Below are 15151 nucleotides of genomic sequence, written 5' to 3' on the forward strand. Positions count from 1 at the left end.
GGGTTGCGGGCATGAAGATCACCGCTAGTGATGTCGTCCCCAACAGGCGCAGAGGCGGCGACATCCGGGTCCTGCTCAGCCCGAAGACCGTGCGGAGCACCTCGGGCTTCATGGGAGTGCTCAGGCTCGCGCCAGGCGAGTTCGTGGCCGAGCACTACCATCCCCACTCCGAGGAGTTCCTTTACGTCGTCCGCGGCACGCTCACCATGCGCGTGGAGGATGAGTCGGTCGAGCTCGGCCCCGGCGACAGCCTGATGGTGCCCATCGGCGCCAAGCACCGGCTCGTCAACACCGGCGCCGAGGAAGGCGAGGCCGTCTTCCACCTCAGCCCGCTCGCTCCCCGTCCGGAACTCGGCCATGTCGACACCGAGGAGCCGCCCCACGCTCACGAGTCCTCCCCCCAGGTAGGCGGGGCGCGGCTGTGAGACGCCGGGTCGTGATCACCGGGATCGGCATGGTCACACCGGGGGGTGTGGGCACCAAGGCCACCTGGGAGATGCTCACCGCCGGACGCTCGGCCACCCGCCTCATCCAGGCCTTCGACGCGAGCCCCTTCCGCTCGCCGCTGGCCGCCGAGGTCGACTTCGACCCCGCCGCCGCGGGGCTCACCGCCCGCCAGGTACGCAGGATGGACCGCGCCGCCCAGTTCGCCGTCGTCAGCGCCCGCGAGGCGCTGGCCGACAGCGGCCTGCCGGAGGTGGACCCCGGCCGGATCGGGGTCAGCCTCGGCAGCGCCGTCGGGTGCACGGTCAGCCTCGAAGAGGAGTACGTCGTGCTCAGCGACGCCGGCAAGCGCTGGCTGCTCGACCACGAGTACGGCGTGCCCCACCTGTACGGTCACATGGTTCCGAGCACGCTGGCCGTCGAGGTCGCCTGGGAGAGCGGGGCGGAAGGTCCCGTACAGCTCGTCTCCAACGGGTGTACCTCAGGACTCGACGCCGTCGGGTACGGCGCGCAGCTCGTCGCCGAAGGCACGGTGGACGTGGCGATCGCCGGAGCCACCGACGCGCCCGTCTCACCGATCACCGTCGCGTGCTTCGACGCCATCAAGGCCACCACCGCCGACACCAGCGACCCCGCCGCCGCCTCCCGGCCGTTCGACCGGACGCGCAGCGGGTTCGTGCTCGGGGAGGGCGCGGCCGTACTCGTGCTGGAAGAGCTCGAAGCCGCACGGGCGCGCGGCGCGCACATCTACGCCGAAGTGGCCGGATACGCCGCGCGCAGCAACGCCTTCCACATGACCGGGCTCAAGCCCGACGGCAGGGAGATGGCCGAGGCCATCACCGTCGCCCTCGGCGAGGCCCGCCTCGACCCCACCGCCGTGGACTACATCAACGCCCACGGCTCGGGGACCAAGCAGAACGACCGCCACGAGACCGCCGCCTTCAAGCGCAGTCTCGGGCAACACGCCTACGAAGTGCCGGTCAGCTCGATCAAGTCCATGGTCGGACACTCGCTCGGGGCGATCGGCGCGATCGAGGTCGCCGCCTCCGCCCTCGCGATCGAGCACCAGATCGTCCCGCCCACGGCGAACCTGCACCACCCCGACCCGGAATGCGACCTGGACTACGTACCGCTGACGGCCCGCGACCACAGGACCGACGTGGTGCTGAGCGTCGGCAGCGGGTTCGGGGGGTTTCAGACCGCCATGGTGCTGGCCAAGCACGAGAAGGGAGATTCGTGAGGGAACGCCTCGGCGTCACGGGCATCGGCGTGGTCGCGCCGAACGGCACCACCACCGAAGAGTACTGGGCGGCCACGCTCGCCGGCCGCAGCGGCATCGGCCCGATCACCAGGTTCGACCCCGCCTCCTACCCGGCGCGGCTGGCCGGCGAGGTGCGGGGCTTCACCGCGCGCGAACTGCTGCCCAGCCGGATCACCACCCAGACCGACCACTGGACCCACATGGGCCTCGTGGCCGCCGACCGCGCGCTCGCCGACGCGGGGGTACGGCCGGCGGACCTGCCCGAGTACGAGATGACCGTCGTGACCGCGAGTTCGTCCGGCGGGACGGAGTTCGGGCAGAAGGAGATGACCGGGCTCTGGGGCAAGGGGCCCGACCACGTGGGCGCCTATCAGTCGATCGCGTGGTTCTACGCGGCGTCCACGGGACAGATCTCCATCCGCAACGGGATGCGGGGACCCTGCGCGGCTATCGCCACCGAACAGGCGGGCGGACTGGACGCCGTCGGGCAGGCGCGGCGGATGCTGCGCTCGGGGGCCCGGCTGGCGTTGGTCGGGGGGACCGATGCCTCTCTGTGCCCCTACGGTCTGGTCGCCCAGTTGTCCAACGGCGGATTGAGCACCCTTTCCGATGCTTCTCGGGCTTATGTGCCGTTTGACGAGAAGGCATGTGGCTACGTGCCCGGGGAGGGCGGCGCGATGTTCACCGTCGAGCGCATCGACGATGGGCGTGGTGCCGGTGAGCGCGGTCCTGGTGAGCAGGGTCCTGGTGAGCACGGTCTTGGTGAGCACCGTCCTGGCGCGCCGATTTATGGCTATATAGCCGGATATGCCGCGACTTTCGATCCTCCCCCGGAGCGGGAGCGCCCGCCCACGCTGACCCGCGCCCTCACGCTCGCCCTGAAGGACGCGGGGCTGCGTCCCGACGAGATCGACGTCGTGTTCGCCGACGCCATGGGCCTGCCCCACGCGGACCGGGCCGAAGCGGATGCCCTGAACGCTATTTTCGGTCCCCACAAAGTGCCGGTTACTGCGCCCAAAACCATGACCGGCCGTCTTTATGCCGGCGGCGCGGCATTAGACGTGGCAACAGCCCTGCTGAGCATGCGTGACGGTGTGATTCCGCCGACAGTGGGAACGACAGACCCCGTGCGATCTCTCGGTCTCGACCTCGTCCTCGGGCGGCCCCGCGAGCGCACCCTGCGCACAGCCTTGGTGGTGGCCCGCGGATTCGGCGGCTTCAACGCCGCCCTCGTGCTCACCAAGTGAATCGGGGAGCAGACAATACCAACACGGAATTGACAGCGCAACCAGACTTTCGACCGTTGCCATTCCTTGCCGGGTCTGCTTATTCTGAGTCAACTCCCATGCCAAATCGAAGATGGGCGGCGGCTTGCCTCCGCCCGTCTCCATGCGCTTCGATCCGCATTCAACGGGGTAGGTAAAATGCTGGAGTTCAAAGTTCTGGGGGCACTGGAAGTCCTTGATAACGGCCGTGTATGCACACCCACACCGCCCAAAGTCCTGCGCGTGCTGGCGCTCCTGCTTCTGCGCGCCAACCGCGTCGTCCCCATCGAGACCCTGGTCGAGGAACTGTGGGGCGACAACCCCGCGAGGACCGCGGTCACGACCACACAGACGTACATCTACCAGGTCAGAAAACTCATCGACCGCGACCGGTCGGGCACCGACGAGGAACTCCTCGTCACCAAGTGGCCCGGCTACATGCTTCGGCTCCCCGCGGGGGCGCTGGACGCAGACAAGTTCGAGGCGCTCGTCACGCGAGGCCGTACGCACCTGGAGCAGGGCCGCGCCGCAGAGGCGGCGCCGATATTGCACCAAGCGCTGAATTTGTGGACCGACTTACCGCTGGCGAATGTCCCGCAAGGCACCATTCTGGCGACGCACACGCAAAGCCTAATGGAACAGCGCCTACGCGCGATCGAACTGCGTATCCAAGCGGACAGCCAATTGGGCCGCCACGTGGAACTCATCGGGGAGCTGCGCGAGCTGATAGCTGAGTACCCATTCAATGAATGGTTGCACGAGCAGCTGATTTCCGCGTTGAATCACGCCGGACGGCGAAGTGACGCTTTGCTGGCATACCAAGAGATTCGGTCGACATTGCACACGGAACTGGGCCTGGAACCATCGACCCAGCTCCAGCGCCTGCAGCACGAGGTCCTGTCCAACCAACCGGTCCGCGTACCCAGGCTGAAAGCCTAGCCGAAACGCCGGCCGTACCGGCGGGACGTCAGGATTTCGTGCAATCCCGCAACACCCTCGCAACACCGGCGCGAGCGCCCCCTCGCGCACCACAACTGAACAGCACAAGCGCCACCCGGGAGTCAACGCACACAGTGACCCTCGCGCACGAAGACCCTCGGCAAGACCCGCGCAGCGCCCCCGCACCCCCCACCGCGAGGCAGCGCGCCCCCCTCGCCGGCAATGCCGCGAGCACCCCCTGCAACACCTCACGCCCGCGCCCCTCGCGCACAGCACCACCCGCGCGAGCACCCGTGCGCGCCACCACCCGCGTGAGCGCCCGGTGCGCACCACCACCCGTGCGCCATGCCTCGCCGCGCCCACCCCGCGCGAGCACTCCCCCGCCAGTCCGTGGTCGGCCCTGCCACGTGCGCCACACCCTCGCAACCGCCCCCTGAAGCGCTCAGTTCGGGCGGCATTCGCACCTCCGTGCCATGCCTTGCCAACGCTTCCAGTTCGCTGGCACCCCTGGGCACGGTCGCGTCTCCCGCAGGCCACTGCCCCCGCGAATCCCCACGTGATGTGCCCCGCGCGTCCCAAGCGACGCGGGGTCACCCCGCGAGCGATGCCCCAAGTCCGCCCACGGGGGTCCCGGCGCGAGACGCAGGCGTCATCCCGCGCGTGAACCGGGCTGGGCGCGCGACTCCCCGGCGGAAGGCGCCCAGCCCGGAAGCAAGGCGAAAGGCGTGACCCCGGCAACGCAGGGAGGGAGGCCGAGGCCACGCCAGTCGACGACGCCGTAGCGCCATTCGGCGGCGTGGCTCCCGCAGCAGAGGCCACGCACCAAAGTGAACCGCCGTGCGCGCATCCCACTGCGCTGTGACGCGCACACGGCAGATCTGCCTCGGACAGGGAGGGGGATTTAGCCGAAATCCTGCCCGAGAGCCTCAAAGGGCGGGGTCCCCGCAGGGGTGCAACGCTGGGATGACCTGCGGGGACCAGCTCCACCCGGCCGAAGGGGAGACGCAACCCTCGGCCTGTACCAGCACCAGCGCCACGGCGCCGGGCAGGTGATCGTGGTCCTTGTTTCCGACAGCCCCCGGCCCACTAAGCAGTCCGACGGCACCCAGTCACGCGACCGGGAACTCCAGAGCGCCAAGACGCCTACGACAGCCGCAGGCGGGTCCCGGGCCTTGGCACCCGCCCACGACTGCCCATGGGCCGTCGAGAATGGCCCATGGTGCGCGCCGGACCTTGAAGGTCTGCAGGCGCGTCACGTCTGGCGAACCGCGTCGCGTGAAGTCAACGCTCTCAACCACTGCCGGGAGCCCCCGCGGAGCCTTCGGTGGAGTCGCTCCGCGGGGACAACTGGCAAATCCCTCGGTGGTCGCAGGCGGCATCTCCCGCGCCGGAGACCCGCCCGCGACCACCCATGGACCGTCATCTGGCCCATGGCGCGCCAGAACCAAGGGGAAAAACGGGTTCCGCGCCGCGTAAGGGAAGCTCAACTGCTTGCGAAGCCGCCGCCCAACCGAGTCGTCCCAGCTACCGACGACGCCCATCTCGCGATGCCCGCACGCGAGCGCTGTCAGTACGCCTCCCCGCACAGCAGGCGCGTCCACATCTCGTCCGTCTTCGCCGCAGGAAGCCACGTCGACTCATGCACGATCACCCGCTTCCTCTCCCTCGTGTATCGCCGTATGAACCGCAGCCCGCCACCTTGGCAGAGCTCGTAGTACACCCTCCTGCAGCAGCACGTATGGTCCTTGACCCGCACCCGCTCCGCCCGAGGGACCGCGACGTCCCAGTCGATCTGCCGTGCCCGGGGCTGCGCGGGAGCCGGATGAGGTGACATGCACTGCCGCTCTTCCAGCACATCCAAAGAATACGTCTAGTTGTATCGCAACGTCTAGCGAGAACGATCGATTCGTCTATTCAGTAGGAGCGTTATGTAGGGGCTCGTACCTGTTCGTCTATCTTGCGGATGTGATCGACTACGACGGTGACACCCACGTCTACATCCAGATCGCGGAGGTTCTACGCCGCCGTGCCGCGGAGCTCACCGCCGGGCAGCCGATGCCGAGTGAGGCCGACATCCAGCAGGAGTTCGGGGTGGCCAGGACCACGGCGCGGCGGGCGATTCACATGCTGCGCGAAGAAGGGCTGATCTACACGGTCCAAGGCGAAGGTACGTTCGTCGGAGCGCCGGAAGACGCGCCTCGTGCGGCACGGAAGACGCCGCTCTACCGGCAGATCGCGCATGACCTGCGGGAGCGGATCACCTCCGGGCAGCTTCAGCCGCGCCGGCCGGTTCCGCCCGAGTCGACCATTCAGCAGCAGTACGACGTGGCGCGCGAGACGGTCAGGCGGGCCATGGCGCTGCTGCGGGAGGAGGGCTGGATCTATACCGTTCCGGCCCGGGGCAGTTTCGTCTCGCCTGAGGACGACTGGCCTACGAAGCGGTGACCAGGCGGAAGTGCAGGCAGACGACCTCTGTTTCGTCGTCCACCTGCTGTCCCTCGCCCGCCCAGTAGCGGCGGTGAACCTCGCCCCAATGCTCGACCGAGCGAAAGCCCTCGCCCTCCGCCTGCGCGAACTCCCAGGTCACGGCAGCGAAAGTCGTCACTTCGACGGAAGTCACCGACACCTCGCCGACCCGGCCGCCGTGGTCGTCGACCAGCACCAGGTGCTCACCGACATGCTCCAGGTCCTCGCCCTCGGCGCGGTAGTCGGACTCCATGAGCCCAGCCGTAGCGGTCTTGGCGCCGGACAGGACCAGGCCGTTGAGTTCTGCGCGCAGCGGGCCGGGGGTGCCGAGGTCCAGCACTCTGAGGCCGTCGATTCTTCCCCACATAGTGGGACTCAGCATAAGTGTGAGGAACGCACTGGTGGTGGTGATGCCTGCCTCTGGGAGGGCGGGCGCGCCGGCCGTACCGTCTGGGCATGGTCGGATGGTGCATCGCGGTGCTCGGCGCGGCCATGCTGGCCGCGCCGAGCACCCAGGCGACGGGCGGGTACATCTGCGTGACCGGCGAGTTCGGTCAGGGATGGCTGAGCGCGGAGGACTGCGCGGGCAACGGACTGCGGGACGTCACAGTGATCATCTGGTACGGCGACGCCGGCACCTACACCTGTGAGCAGGCCACCTTCTATCCCCTGGCCTCCCATCTGGAAGCCAGGGGCTGCACCATCTAGGAGCGAATGCCGGGTGACAGGGCCTCGATCAAGTCGCGGATGGCGGTGCGGTGGTCACCGGGCCGCCACGCGAGGGCGAGCTCGCAGGGAGACAGCCCTGTGACCGGGATCGCCGTGATCCCCGGCCGCCGGTAGATCTCGGCGTTGCCGGCGGCGAGCAGGACGACGGCGTCGCTGCTCTCCAGCGCCGCGAAGGTCTCCTCGGCGTTCGTCACGGTCGCGCACACCACCGGCGGCCGCCCGCCACGCTCACCGGTCGCGAGCCAGTGGTCGCGCAGCGGGCCGGCGCTTTCGGGAAGGGCCAGGAACGCGTCGTCCAGGAGCTCGGAGAAGCCGACCTCGTCCCGTCCGGCCAGCCGGTGTTCCTGCCGGAACGCGACCCAGCGCGGCTCACGGGCCACGACCCGGACGTTGAGATCGTCCTGGCCGGGGATCGGCAGCCAGACGAACGCCACGTCCACCTCGCCCTCGGCCAGGCCCGCCGTGGGGTCGGTCCAGTTGACCTGGCGAAACCGCAGTTCGCAGCCCGGACGCCGGGTGGTGAACCGTTCCCGTATCGCTGCCAGGAAGCCGCGTCCGACGCTGGTGGACATGCCCACGGTGAGCCGTGCGGTTTCGGCGGCGGCGGCGTCGCCGACGGCCCGCTGGGCCTCGTCCCAGCGCTGGAGCAGCTCGCGGGCGATCGGCAGCAGCGCCTGGCCCGGTGCCGTGAGCCGCACCGCGCGCCGGTTCCGGTCGAACAACCTCACCCGCAGCAGATCTTCGAGCTGGCGGATCTGCTTGCTGAGCGTCGGCTGCGCGATGAACAGGCGCTCGGCCGCGCGGGTGAAGCTGAGCTCCTCCGCCACGGCGACGAAATAGCGCAGGTCCCGCAGGTGAGCATCCATAGCCGTTGTCTATTACAGCAGCTATTGGACGTGCCCGAAAGAACCGTTCCATCATTGCCCCTCATGAGCACCACTGAGGATCGCCTGGCGATCATCGAGACCTGCACCCGCATGGCATGGCACACCGACCAGCGTGAGTGGAGCCGCCTGGGCGAGGTGTTCGCGGACTCGGTGACCCTGGACTACACCAGCCTGCACGGCGGCGAGCCCTCCGTGCTGACACCCGGCCAGATCGTCGAGGCGTGGTCGGGCCTGCTCGGCGCGTTCGACGCCACGCAGCACCTGGTGACGAACCACCTGGTGATCGTCGACGACGACACCGCGATCTGCACGGCGTCGTTCCAGGCCACGCACCGCCTCGCCAATCCGTTCGGCTCGCCGCTCTGGACGCTGGGCGGCACGTACCGCTTCGACCTCGTCCGGTCCGGCCACGCGTGGAAGATCAGTGGGGTGGTGATGACCACCACCTGGGCCGACGGCAACAAGGACCTGCTGTCCCTGGCGGCCGGTACCGGATGATCGCGCTCGTGACCGGCGGCAACCGGGGGATCGGCCGGGAGGTGTGCCGCAGACTCGCGGAACTGGGCCACACGGTCCTGCTCACCTCCCGGTCGCCGAATGCCGGGGAGCTCGGCGGCGACATCGTCCGGTTGCAGCTCGATGTCACCTCCGCTGCGGACATCGCGGAGGTGGCTGCCGCGGTCGCCGACCGGTACGGCCGACTGGACGTCCTGGTCAATAACGCCGCCATCACCTACGACACGTGGCAGGACGCCGTGTCCGCCGATCTGGACGTGGTCCGCGAGGCCGCCGAGACGAACCTCTACGGCCCGTGGCGGCTGACCCAGGCGTTGCTGCCGCTTCTGCGCGAGAGCGCGCACCCCCGGATCGTCAACGTGTCCAGCGAGGCGGCCTCGCTGACCAACATGGGCGGTGGCACACCCGCGTACGGCACCACCAAGGTGGCGCTCAACGCCCTGACCCGCATGCTCGCGGCCGAACTGCGCGGCGACGGCGTCCTGGTGAACGCGATCTGCCCGGGCTGGGTCGCGACGGACATGGGAGGGCCGGGCGGCCGTCCGGTCTCCGCGGGCGCGGAAGGCGTCGTCTGGGCGGCCACGCTCCCCGACGACGGCCCGACCGGCGGCTTCTTCCGCGACGGCCGCCCACTCCCCTGGTAACCACTGGTGAGGACGCCTCAATGATCTTGGTGACGGGCGCGACGGGCAACGTCGGCGCCGAAGTGGTCAGTGCTCTGGTCGCGGCCGATGAACCGGTCCGTGCTCTGGTACGGGCTCCGCGCGCCGTACCTCATCTGGACGGTGCCGAGACGGTCACCGGCGACCTCAACCGTCCGGAGAGCATGGCCGCGGCGCTGGCCGGGGCCCGCGCGTTGTTCCTGCTTCCCGGGTACGAGAACCTGCCGGGGCTGCTGGCCGAAGCCCGCCGCGCAGGCGTGGAGCAGGTCGTCCTGCTGTCCGGCGGCTCGGCGGAGAGCGGCGACCCGACCAACGCGGTCACCCGGTACATGGCCGCGTCCGAGTCGGCCGTGCGGGAGTCCGGGCTGTCGTGGACGTTCCTGCGACCGGCCGCGTTCATGTCCAACGCCCTTCGCTGGCTGCCGCAGTTGCGGTCCGGTGATCGGGTGCGGGTTCCCTTCCCTGACGTCCGTACGGCGAGCGTCGACCCGTACGACATCGGGGCCGTGGCCGCCCGCGCGCTGCTGTCGGAGGAGTACCGGGGCGCGATCCTCCAGCCGACCGGGCCGGTCGCGATGACACCCGCCGAGCAGGTTGCCGTGCTGGCCACGGTGCTCGGCCGCGACCTGGAGTTCGTCGGCCTGACGAACGAGGAGGCACGCGCCGAGTTGCTGGCCACCATGCCCGCCGAGTATGTGGACGCGTTCTTCGACTTCTACGTGACCGGCTCACTCGACGAATCGATCGTCCGCCCGGCCGTTCGCGACGTCGTCGGCCGGGAGCCCCGCACCTTCGCGCAGTGGGCAGAAGCTCACGCTGACGACTTCCGCCGAGATCCGGATGAATCAGTGAACGTGCCGGAGGCGGCCTACCCGAACAACGACAAGCCCGCGAATCCTGGACGCTTCGCATCTCCCAACCCGGGTTCTGTCCGACAAGCACGAACGTTGTGGTCCCTGCCGCTCCAAGGGGCGGGGACCCAGCCAACCCACTGCCGGACGGTATTGTCCGTGGGTTGGCGTTCCCCTTAGGCAACGCAGCAGCTTGTAGAGTCCTCGCCCGCCTAAGTGATCGCTCCTGGGCCCAGGTCTGTGCTGGATGCAAACAGTCTGGCCTGGCTGGTGAGTTGGGCTAGCCAGGGTTATGGCAACGTCCAGAAGTTCACAGTGGGGTCGGAGAGTGCTTGAAGGGTGTCCGTACCAATGACGAGCGCGGCGGCCGGCTGATCTTTGTAGGCCAGCATCGCGTACAACACTCCGGCAAATGGCTGCTCTCGAAGCGAGGCCGTGACCTCCTCAACCCGGCCATGGTTGCCGTCGGCCATCGCCCGGGAGCGATCCCGCAGCATGGAACTGAACATGTGCACAGCCGCGAGCCTGCTTCTTCTTAACGCATCTCGGTTGAGCTTGAACGTCTCAACGGTAATCTCCCCTCGAACTGTCAGCGGCTCGTAGTCGCCGGTGCTCAGGATGAACTCCAGGTGATCTGCGGGCTCCTCGCAGGTGGGATCAACGAGCATGGGGCGGCCCAGCTGGTCACGTGGGAAGAGGTCACGTTTGTGATGGCTGTTGCAGTGAGCACAGGCCAGTAGGTGGTTCAACCAGTCGAAGGTCCGCTCCGGTGCCAGGGAGAGCGGTTCGAAGTGGTCGATGTCCGGGCTGAGACCGTCCCCGCAGTACATGCAGCTGTTGATGCCCATGGCCATGAGTTGTAGTTGATCACGAAGATCTCGCTGCAACGCCTTGGCACCCCTCCACATGGATCGGGCACGAACGGGTTTACTCCCAGCGGCTGCCAGTTTGCCGGTCTTGTCACGGAGCTTCTTGACGATTGTCGATGGAAGCTCCCGTCGCTCGATTCGGATCATGATGGCTGGGTGAACCTCGCTGAGACCTCATCCACCCGAGCCAGTAGCGAACTGCTCAGGAGTTCGCGCAAGTGCTTGTACTCCTCGATCTCTGCGTCAGTGGCATGGCCACGTAGTACTGAACGCTCCAATATGACCAACCGGCGGCGTTGCTGTTCTGCCTCGGTGGAGTAGACGCTGTCCAGACCGAAAAGGTCGCTAAGGAGCGCGTCGTCTCCGCTTCCGTAAATGATTCGCTGGTATAGGTCGTCATCCACTACTTCGGGACCCCGCTGCTCTCCTGGTCCGGACAGGCGGATCAATCCACCCGGATCGGCGCTCTGGCAGATGTAAGGGCTGTGAGAGGTGACGATGAACTGGATGTTGGGGAAGTGCGCTTTCAGCCAGAGGCCGATCTTCTTCTGCCAGGTGACATGAAGGTGAGCATCAACCTCATCGATCAGGATGACCCCAGGTGCAAGAATCCTAGGCGAATCCCCCTCCGCACTTAGATGTTCACGGCGATAGGCGAGCTTGCCGGCCAACTTGGCCGATCGGCCATCCCCGTACACGTGATCCAGTTGACGGACCATGTCCAGGACGAGAGCGACAACTGCGCGGTAGCCGTCGCTCAGCTCTTGAAGGGCCAGCGAAACTCCATCGTGCCCAATCCACAGACCGTCACTGTCGATGTGATCGACATGAAAGCCGTCAGGGAGCAAACCGTCGTTGAGTAGATCCACGACGAAAGCGAGGAGTTCCTCAACGCCCGGCCGACCTTCGAGAGCACGCAGGTGGAGGTCGATGAGCCACCTGACACCCTCGGGAAGCGCGGCTCCCTCGAAGAAGAGGGTAGCCAGTCGAGACGTCGCCGCCCTGGTGGTGTACCGATCGGCCTCCAGCGCGCTTCCACTGAGCCGACGGAAGGGACCGTAGCCAGCGATGAACCAGCCCGACGTCTGAGGGTCCCACGGGCCTTGAGTAGCACCATTGCTGTCACCCATTAGCGATGGCTCGAGGTCAGCATCCTCATCTTGAGGACCTTGCCGCCAGCGCAACGAGGCGGTCAAGGGTGAAATTCGGTGTGCAACGACTTCAGAGAATCGATCCTCGCGGCTGGGGATCAACTCAATGTCCACACGACCTTCCTGAAGGCCCTGGGAAATCCAACGTCTGAACGACTCGAAGCCCAAAGAGACAGCAGGACCACTTACGCCGAGGGCGATGGCACGGAGCAATGTCGTCTTACCAGACGCATTACGTCCGGCCAAGACCGTCCAACTGCCGCGTCCTTCGGGGACCGGCAAGCTCAGATCAACGTTCCTGGGGCCGAAGAATCCCTTGATTCCGGATACTTTGATTCTTTTTATATGCATGGTCCACTCCTACCCAGCGATCTGAGTTGTCTCGCCATCGAGTCGCCTGGCTCTGGATCGGCCTCCAAGAGGCGGTAGAGCGGTCACATCTGATCCAACCCCAATCGGCACAGTGACCCTCGCTGTCGGTAAGGCGGCCGACGGGTGGGCTCCGCCGCTGTCATGTCGTTCACAGCGCCGTACCGAAGCCGATCCGAATCAGGACGGGCGCGGGACTGCTGTGTGAGCCGTGCCAGATTGGTTCGACGCCCCGCCGCAGGTTGTGGTCGACGGAGAACTTACGCGGCTGCTCTGGTGGCGACACGGAAGACGTCTTCGACCGCGTCTATGCTCCGACCGAAGCTCCTCAGCCGCTACCTCCACAGGTTCGCCGGCCTGGAAGAGCTCAATGGCGTCCTCCAGCTTGGCAGCACCGCTCGCCAGCCGGAGGCGACCGAAAGCACGGTCGGCGTCGATACGGACCACGGCATAGCCGTAGGTGCCAAACCCGACCCCTCGTAGGTCACGGGAGACGACTCGCTGTTTGTTCTGAACGACAACCACCCCTCGGTTCGAAACGTCGTCCTGGTTCTCAGCATCGTCGTAGAGAAGGTCTGCACCATCGATGAAGAGCTGCTCACAGGCCAGGGCGGTGACGGCAAGACGGCTCCGCTTGAGACGAACACCGGCCTGTCCGAAGTCGGCCAGCGCATAGGCTTGAGGCAAGCCGATGAACGGCAGAGCCGCCTCTTGAACACCTTCCGAACGCTGCGTTGTGGCCACAGGCTTGGCGTGGATGTTCTGGCCGTCCATCTGGCACCGCTTGTGGCCGAAGACCCAACTGGTGAAGGTCGATTCAGACGCAGAGAGCCAGTTCGCCGCTTCGGCTACGCCGTTCAGCGGCGTTGCGAATCGGTCGACCGCCATACCCACCTCCCGATTGCTTCTCGCCACGTGGCTAACCGAGGCATCGGGCTCTGATCATACGGAACGGCTCAGCGGAGTCGCGTCATCTTCCCCCGCTTCGATCGGTAGGCAGGTAGCCGATGGAAGGCACCTGCCTGCCGACCACAGACGACGTGTTCACCCGTTGGATTGACACCTACAGCCGCAAGGCTACGAGAACGTGCGAGGGGCGCAGGTTCTGGTCTTGCCCCGGTTTGGTGGACACCTGATCTCTGAGGAACCCTGGTTCCCGGAAGAAGGAGTTCACTGTGCCGAACCACTATCCGCCGGAGTTTCGCCGGCAGATGGTGGAACTGGTGCGCGCGGACGATCGCCGGAGGAACTCGCCAAGGAGTTCCAGCCCTCCGCGCAGTCGATCCGTGTCTGGGTGCGCCAGGCCGATCTGGATGATGTTCGGCGTGCCGATGGCCTGACCAGCGCCGAGAAGGACGAGCTGGCAAGGCTGCGTCGCGTGAACAAGATCCTCCGTGAGGAGAAAGACCACCACGAGGTCTCCCTGGTGGCCCAGGTGCTGGGTGTGTCGCGCCAGGGCTACTACGCCTGGGTGGCTCGCCAGCAGCGCGGCCCGTCGGCTCGGGCACGTCGTGACGCCGAGCTGACCGGCAGTATCCGTGATTATCACGTCTCCGATGAGATCTACGGGGCGCCGCGCATCCACGCCGACCTGCGGGAGATCGACGGCATCAGGATCGGCCGTAAGCGTGTGGCCCGGCTCATGCGAGCAGCCGGGCTGGCCGGGGTGAGCAGGCGCAAGGGCGGCCGCACGACCATCGCCGACCAGCAGGCGGCAGCGGCGTCCGACCTGGTCAATAGGAAGTTCAGCGCGATCGAGCCGAACCGGATCTGGACCGCCGACATCACCTACGTGCCAACCTGGCAGGGCTTCGTCTACCTCGCGGTCGTCTTGGATGTCTTCTCCCGCCGGATCGTCGGCTGGGCGATGGCCGACCACATGCGCACCGAACTGGTAACCGACGCGTTGGCGATGGCCATCCACCAGCGCCGCCCCAGCACAGCAGTGATTCACCACAGCGACCAGAGCAGCCGATACACCTCGATCGCCTTCGGCCAGCGCTGCCAGCAGGCCGGCATCCGGCCCTCCACGGGCAGAACCTGGACGTGCTTCGACAACGCCATCACCGAGAGCTTCTTCGCGTCCCTGGAGTGCGAACTGATCGACCGGCGCACCTCCCGGACCAGATCAGAGGCCGAACGAGCAGTCTTCGGCTACATCGAGGGGTTCTACAACCAGCGCCGCCGTCACTCCGCCAACGGCCAACTCAGCCCCGCCGAGTACGAGCGCCGACAGACACTCAAGCACACCCAAGAAGACGACTATGCTGCCGCGTAGCCGCAAGCCCTGATGCGTCCATCAAACCGGGGCAACTCCAGTTCACCATCTGCGCCCCCCGCCAACTACCGTGTCAGGTGGCCATCTGACGGCTGGCGGGTAGAAGCGGCGGAGTTGTTGATCGCCGATGGAGGTGCCGCGGACTCTACGGCTCACGCCACGCAGGACCGGAAGATGCGCGCCAGACGCGTCCCAAGGTCCTCAAGGTAGCCAAACGCGGAGTTGCGCTGGGTGATGGTCATTCATTCCGGTCGATCCTCGACGGGGGTCAGGCATCGACGCTGGCTGACCGGTCTACGACCCGGGGAGCGCGAGGGGCCGGAGGCCTCTCGCCGGGGGTGGGGGGGGGGGGCCCCCCCCCCCCCCCCCCCCCCCGTGGGGCGGCCCCCCCCCCCCCCCCGCCCCCCCCCCACCGCCCCGGGGGGGGGGGGCCCCCCCCCCCCCGCCCGAACACACAGGGGGGC

At 67.2% G+C, this 15151-nt stretch carries 14 protein-coding genes and 1 pseudogene; 10 read left to right on the forward strand and 5 right to left on the reverse strand.

Annotated elements, in window-relative coordinates:
* The first annotated feature begins 11 nt into the window (after positions 1-11).
* The 5 genes from ACIBHY_RS33205 to ACIBHY_RS33225 all read left to right on the forward strand — a co-directional run bounded on the left by ACIBHY_RS33205 (position 12) and on the right by ACIBHY_RS33225 (position 6354).
* On the forward strand, positions 12-425 hold the full coding sequence (locus tag ACIBHY_RS33205; protein WP_184966935.1) for a cupin domain-containing protein: 414 nt from the start codon (positions 12-14) through the stop codon (positions 423-425).
* Positions 422-1684: a beta-ketoacyl-[acyl-carrier-protein] synthase family protein gene (locus ACIBHY_RS33210; protein ID WP_397308759.1), complete on the forward strand. Its 1263-nt coding sequence runs from the start codon at positions 422-424 to the stop codon at positions 1682-1684. Before ACIBHY_RS33205 ends, ACIBHY_RS33210 begins: the two co-directional genes overlap by 4 nt.
* Complete coding sequence (locus ACIBHY_RS33215) at positions 1681-2952, forward strand: ketosynthase chain-length factor (RefSeq protein ID WP_397308760.1); 1272 nt, start codon at positions 1681-1683, stop codon at positions 2950-2952. Before ACIBHY_RS33210 ends, ACIBHY_RS33215 begins: the two co-directional genes overlap by 4 nt.
* A gap of 177 nt (positions 2953-3129) precedes the next feature.
* Positions 3130-3909: a BTAD domain-containing putative transcriptional regulator gene (locus ACIBHY_RS33220; protein ID WP_397098095.1), complete on the forward strand. Its 780-nt coding sequence runs from the start codon at positions 3130-3132 to the stop codon at positions 3907-3909.
* Between the two features lie 1965 nt (positions 3910-5874).
* Positions 5875-6354: a GntR family transcriptional regulator gene (locus ACIBHY_RS33225; RefSeq protein ID WP_397248306.1), complete on the forward strand. Its 480-nt coding sequence runs from the start codon at positions 5875-5877 to the stop codon at positions 6352-6354.
* Here the strand turns inward: ACIBHY_RS33225 and ACIBHY_RS33230 are convergent.
* Positions 6341-6742, reverse strand: a complete 402-nt coding sequence (locus tag ACIBHY_RS33230) for an ASCH domain-containing protein (RefSeq protein ID WP_397248304.1) — start codon at positions 6740-6742, stop codon at positions 6341-6343. The genes ACIBHY_RS33225 and ACIBHY_RS33230 overlap by 14 nt on opposite strands.
* Before the next feature lie 89 nt (positions 6743-6831).
* On the opposite strand from ACIBHY_RS33230, the gene ACIBHY_RS33235 reads away from it, so the two are divergent.
* Entirely contained in the window at positions 6832-7083 is a 252-nt protein-coding gene (locus tag ACIBHY_RS33235; protein ID WP_397248302.1) for a hypothetical protein, read from the forward strand.
* Here ACIBHY_RS33235 and ACIBHY_RS33240 read toward each other — a convergent pair.
* Positions 7080-7970, reverse strand: a complete 891-nt coding sequence (locus ACIBHY_RS33240; RefSeq protein WP_397248300.1) for a LysR family transcriptional regulator — start codon at positions 7968-7970, stop codon at positions 7080-7082. The genes ACIBHY_RS33235 and ACIBHY_RS33240 overlap by 4 nt on opposite strands.
* Before the next feature lie 63 nt (positions 7971-8033).
* On the opposite strand from ACIBHY_RS33240, the gene ACIBHY_RS33245 reads away from it, so the two are divergent.
* The 3 genes from ACIBHY_RS33245 to ACIBHY_RS33255 are packed head-to-tail and all read left to right on the forward strand — an operon-like array spanning position 8034 to position 10200.
* Positions 8034-8489 (forward strand): nuclear transport factor 2 family protein, encoded by a 456-nt coding sequence (locus ACIBHY_RS33245; RefSeq protein WP_397248298.1) that lies wholly within the window; start codon positions 8034-8036, stop codon positions 8487-8489.
* Positions 8486-9151, forward strand: coding sequence for an SDR family oxidoreductase (locus tag ACIBHY_RS33250; protein WP_397248297.1), 666 nt, complete (start codon positions 8486-8488; stop codon positions 9149-9151). Before ACIBHY_RS33245 ends, ACIBHY_RS33250 begins: the two co-directional genes overlap by 4 nt.
* Before the next feature lie 20 nt (positions 9152-9171).
* Positions 9172-10200: an NAD(P)H-binding protein gene (locus ACIBHY_RS33255; RefSeq protein ID WP_397308761.1), complete on the forward strand. Its 1029-nt coding sequence runs from the start codon at positions 9172-9174 to the stop codon at positions 10198-10200.
* Between the two features lie 110 nt (positions 10201-10310).
* Here the strand turns inward: ACIBHY_RS33255 and ACIBHY_RS33260 are convergent, their stop codons facing one another.
* The 3 genes from ACIBHY_RS33260 to ACIBHY_RS33270 all read right to left on the reverse strand — a co-directional run bounded on the left by ACIBHY_RS33260 (position 10311) and on the right by ACIBHY_RS33270 (position 13297).
* The gene (locus tag ACIBHY_RS33260) at positions 10311-11036 is read right to left on the reverse strand and encodes an HNH endonuclease (RefSeq protein WP_397308762.1); all 726 of its coding nucleotides are present in this window, start codon (positions 11034-11036) and stop codon (positions 10311-10313) included.
* Positions 11033-12391: an AAA family ATPase gene (locus ACIBHY_RS33265; RefSeq protein WP_397248292.1), complete on the reverse strand. Its 1359-nt coding sequence runs from the start codon at positions 12389-12391 to the stop codon at positions 11033-11035. The genes ACIBHY_RS33260 and ACIBHY_RS33265 overlap by 4 nt, the downstream gene beginning before the upstream one ends.
* A 198-nt stretch (positions 12392-12589) precedes the next feature.
* The gene (locus ACIBHY_RS33270) at positions 12590-13297 is read right to left on the reverse strand and encodes a hypothetical protein (protein ID WP_397308763.1); all 708 of its coding nucleotides are present in this window, start codon (positions 13295-13297) and stop codon (positions 12590-12592) included.
* Positions 13298-13620: 323 nt separating this feature from the next.
* On the opposite strand from ACIBHY_RS33270, the pseudogene ACIBHY_RS33275 reads away from it, so the two are divergent.
* Positions 13621-14687 (forward strand): annotated as a pseudogene (locus ACIBHY_RS33275) (IS3 family transposase).
* Positions 14688-15151: the final 464 nt, after the last annotated feature.

The organism is Nonomuraea sp. NPDC050547 (assembly GCF_044457345.1).
In the GTDB taxonomy this organism is placed as follows: Bacteria; Actinomycetota; Actinomycetes; order Streptosporangiales; family Streptosporangiaceae; genus Nonomuraea.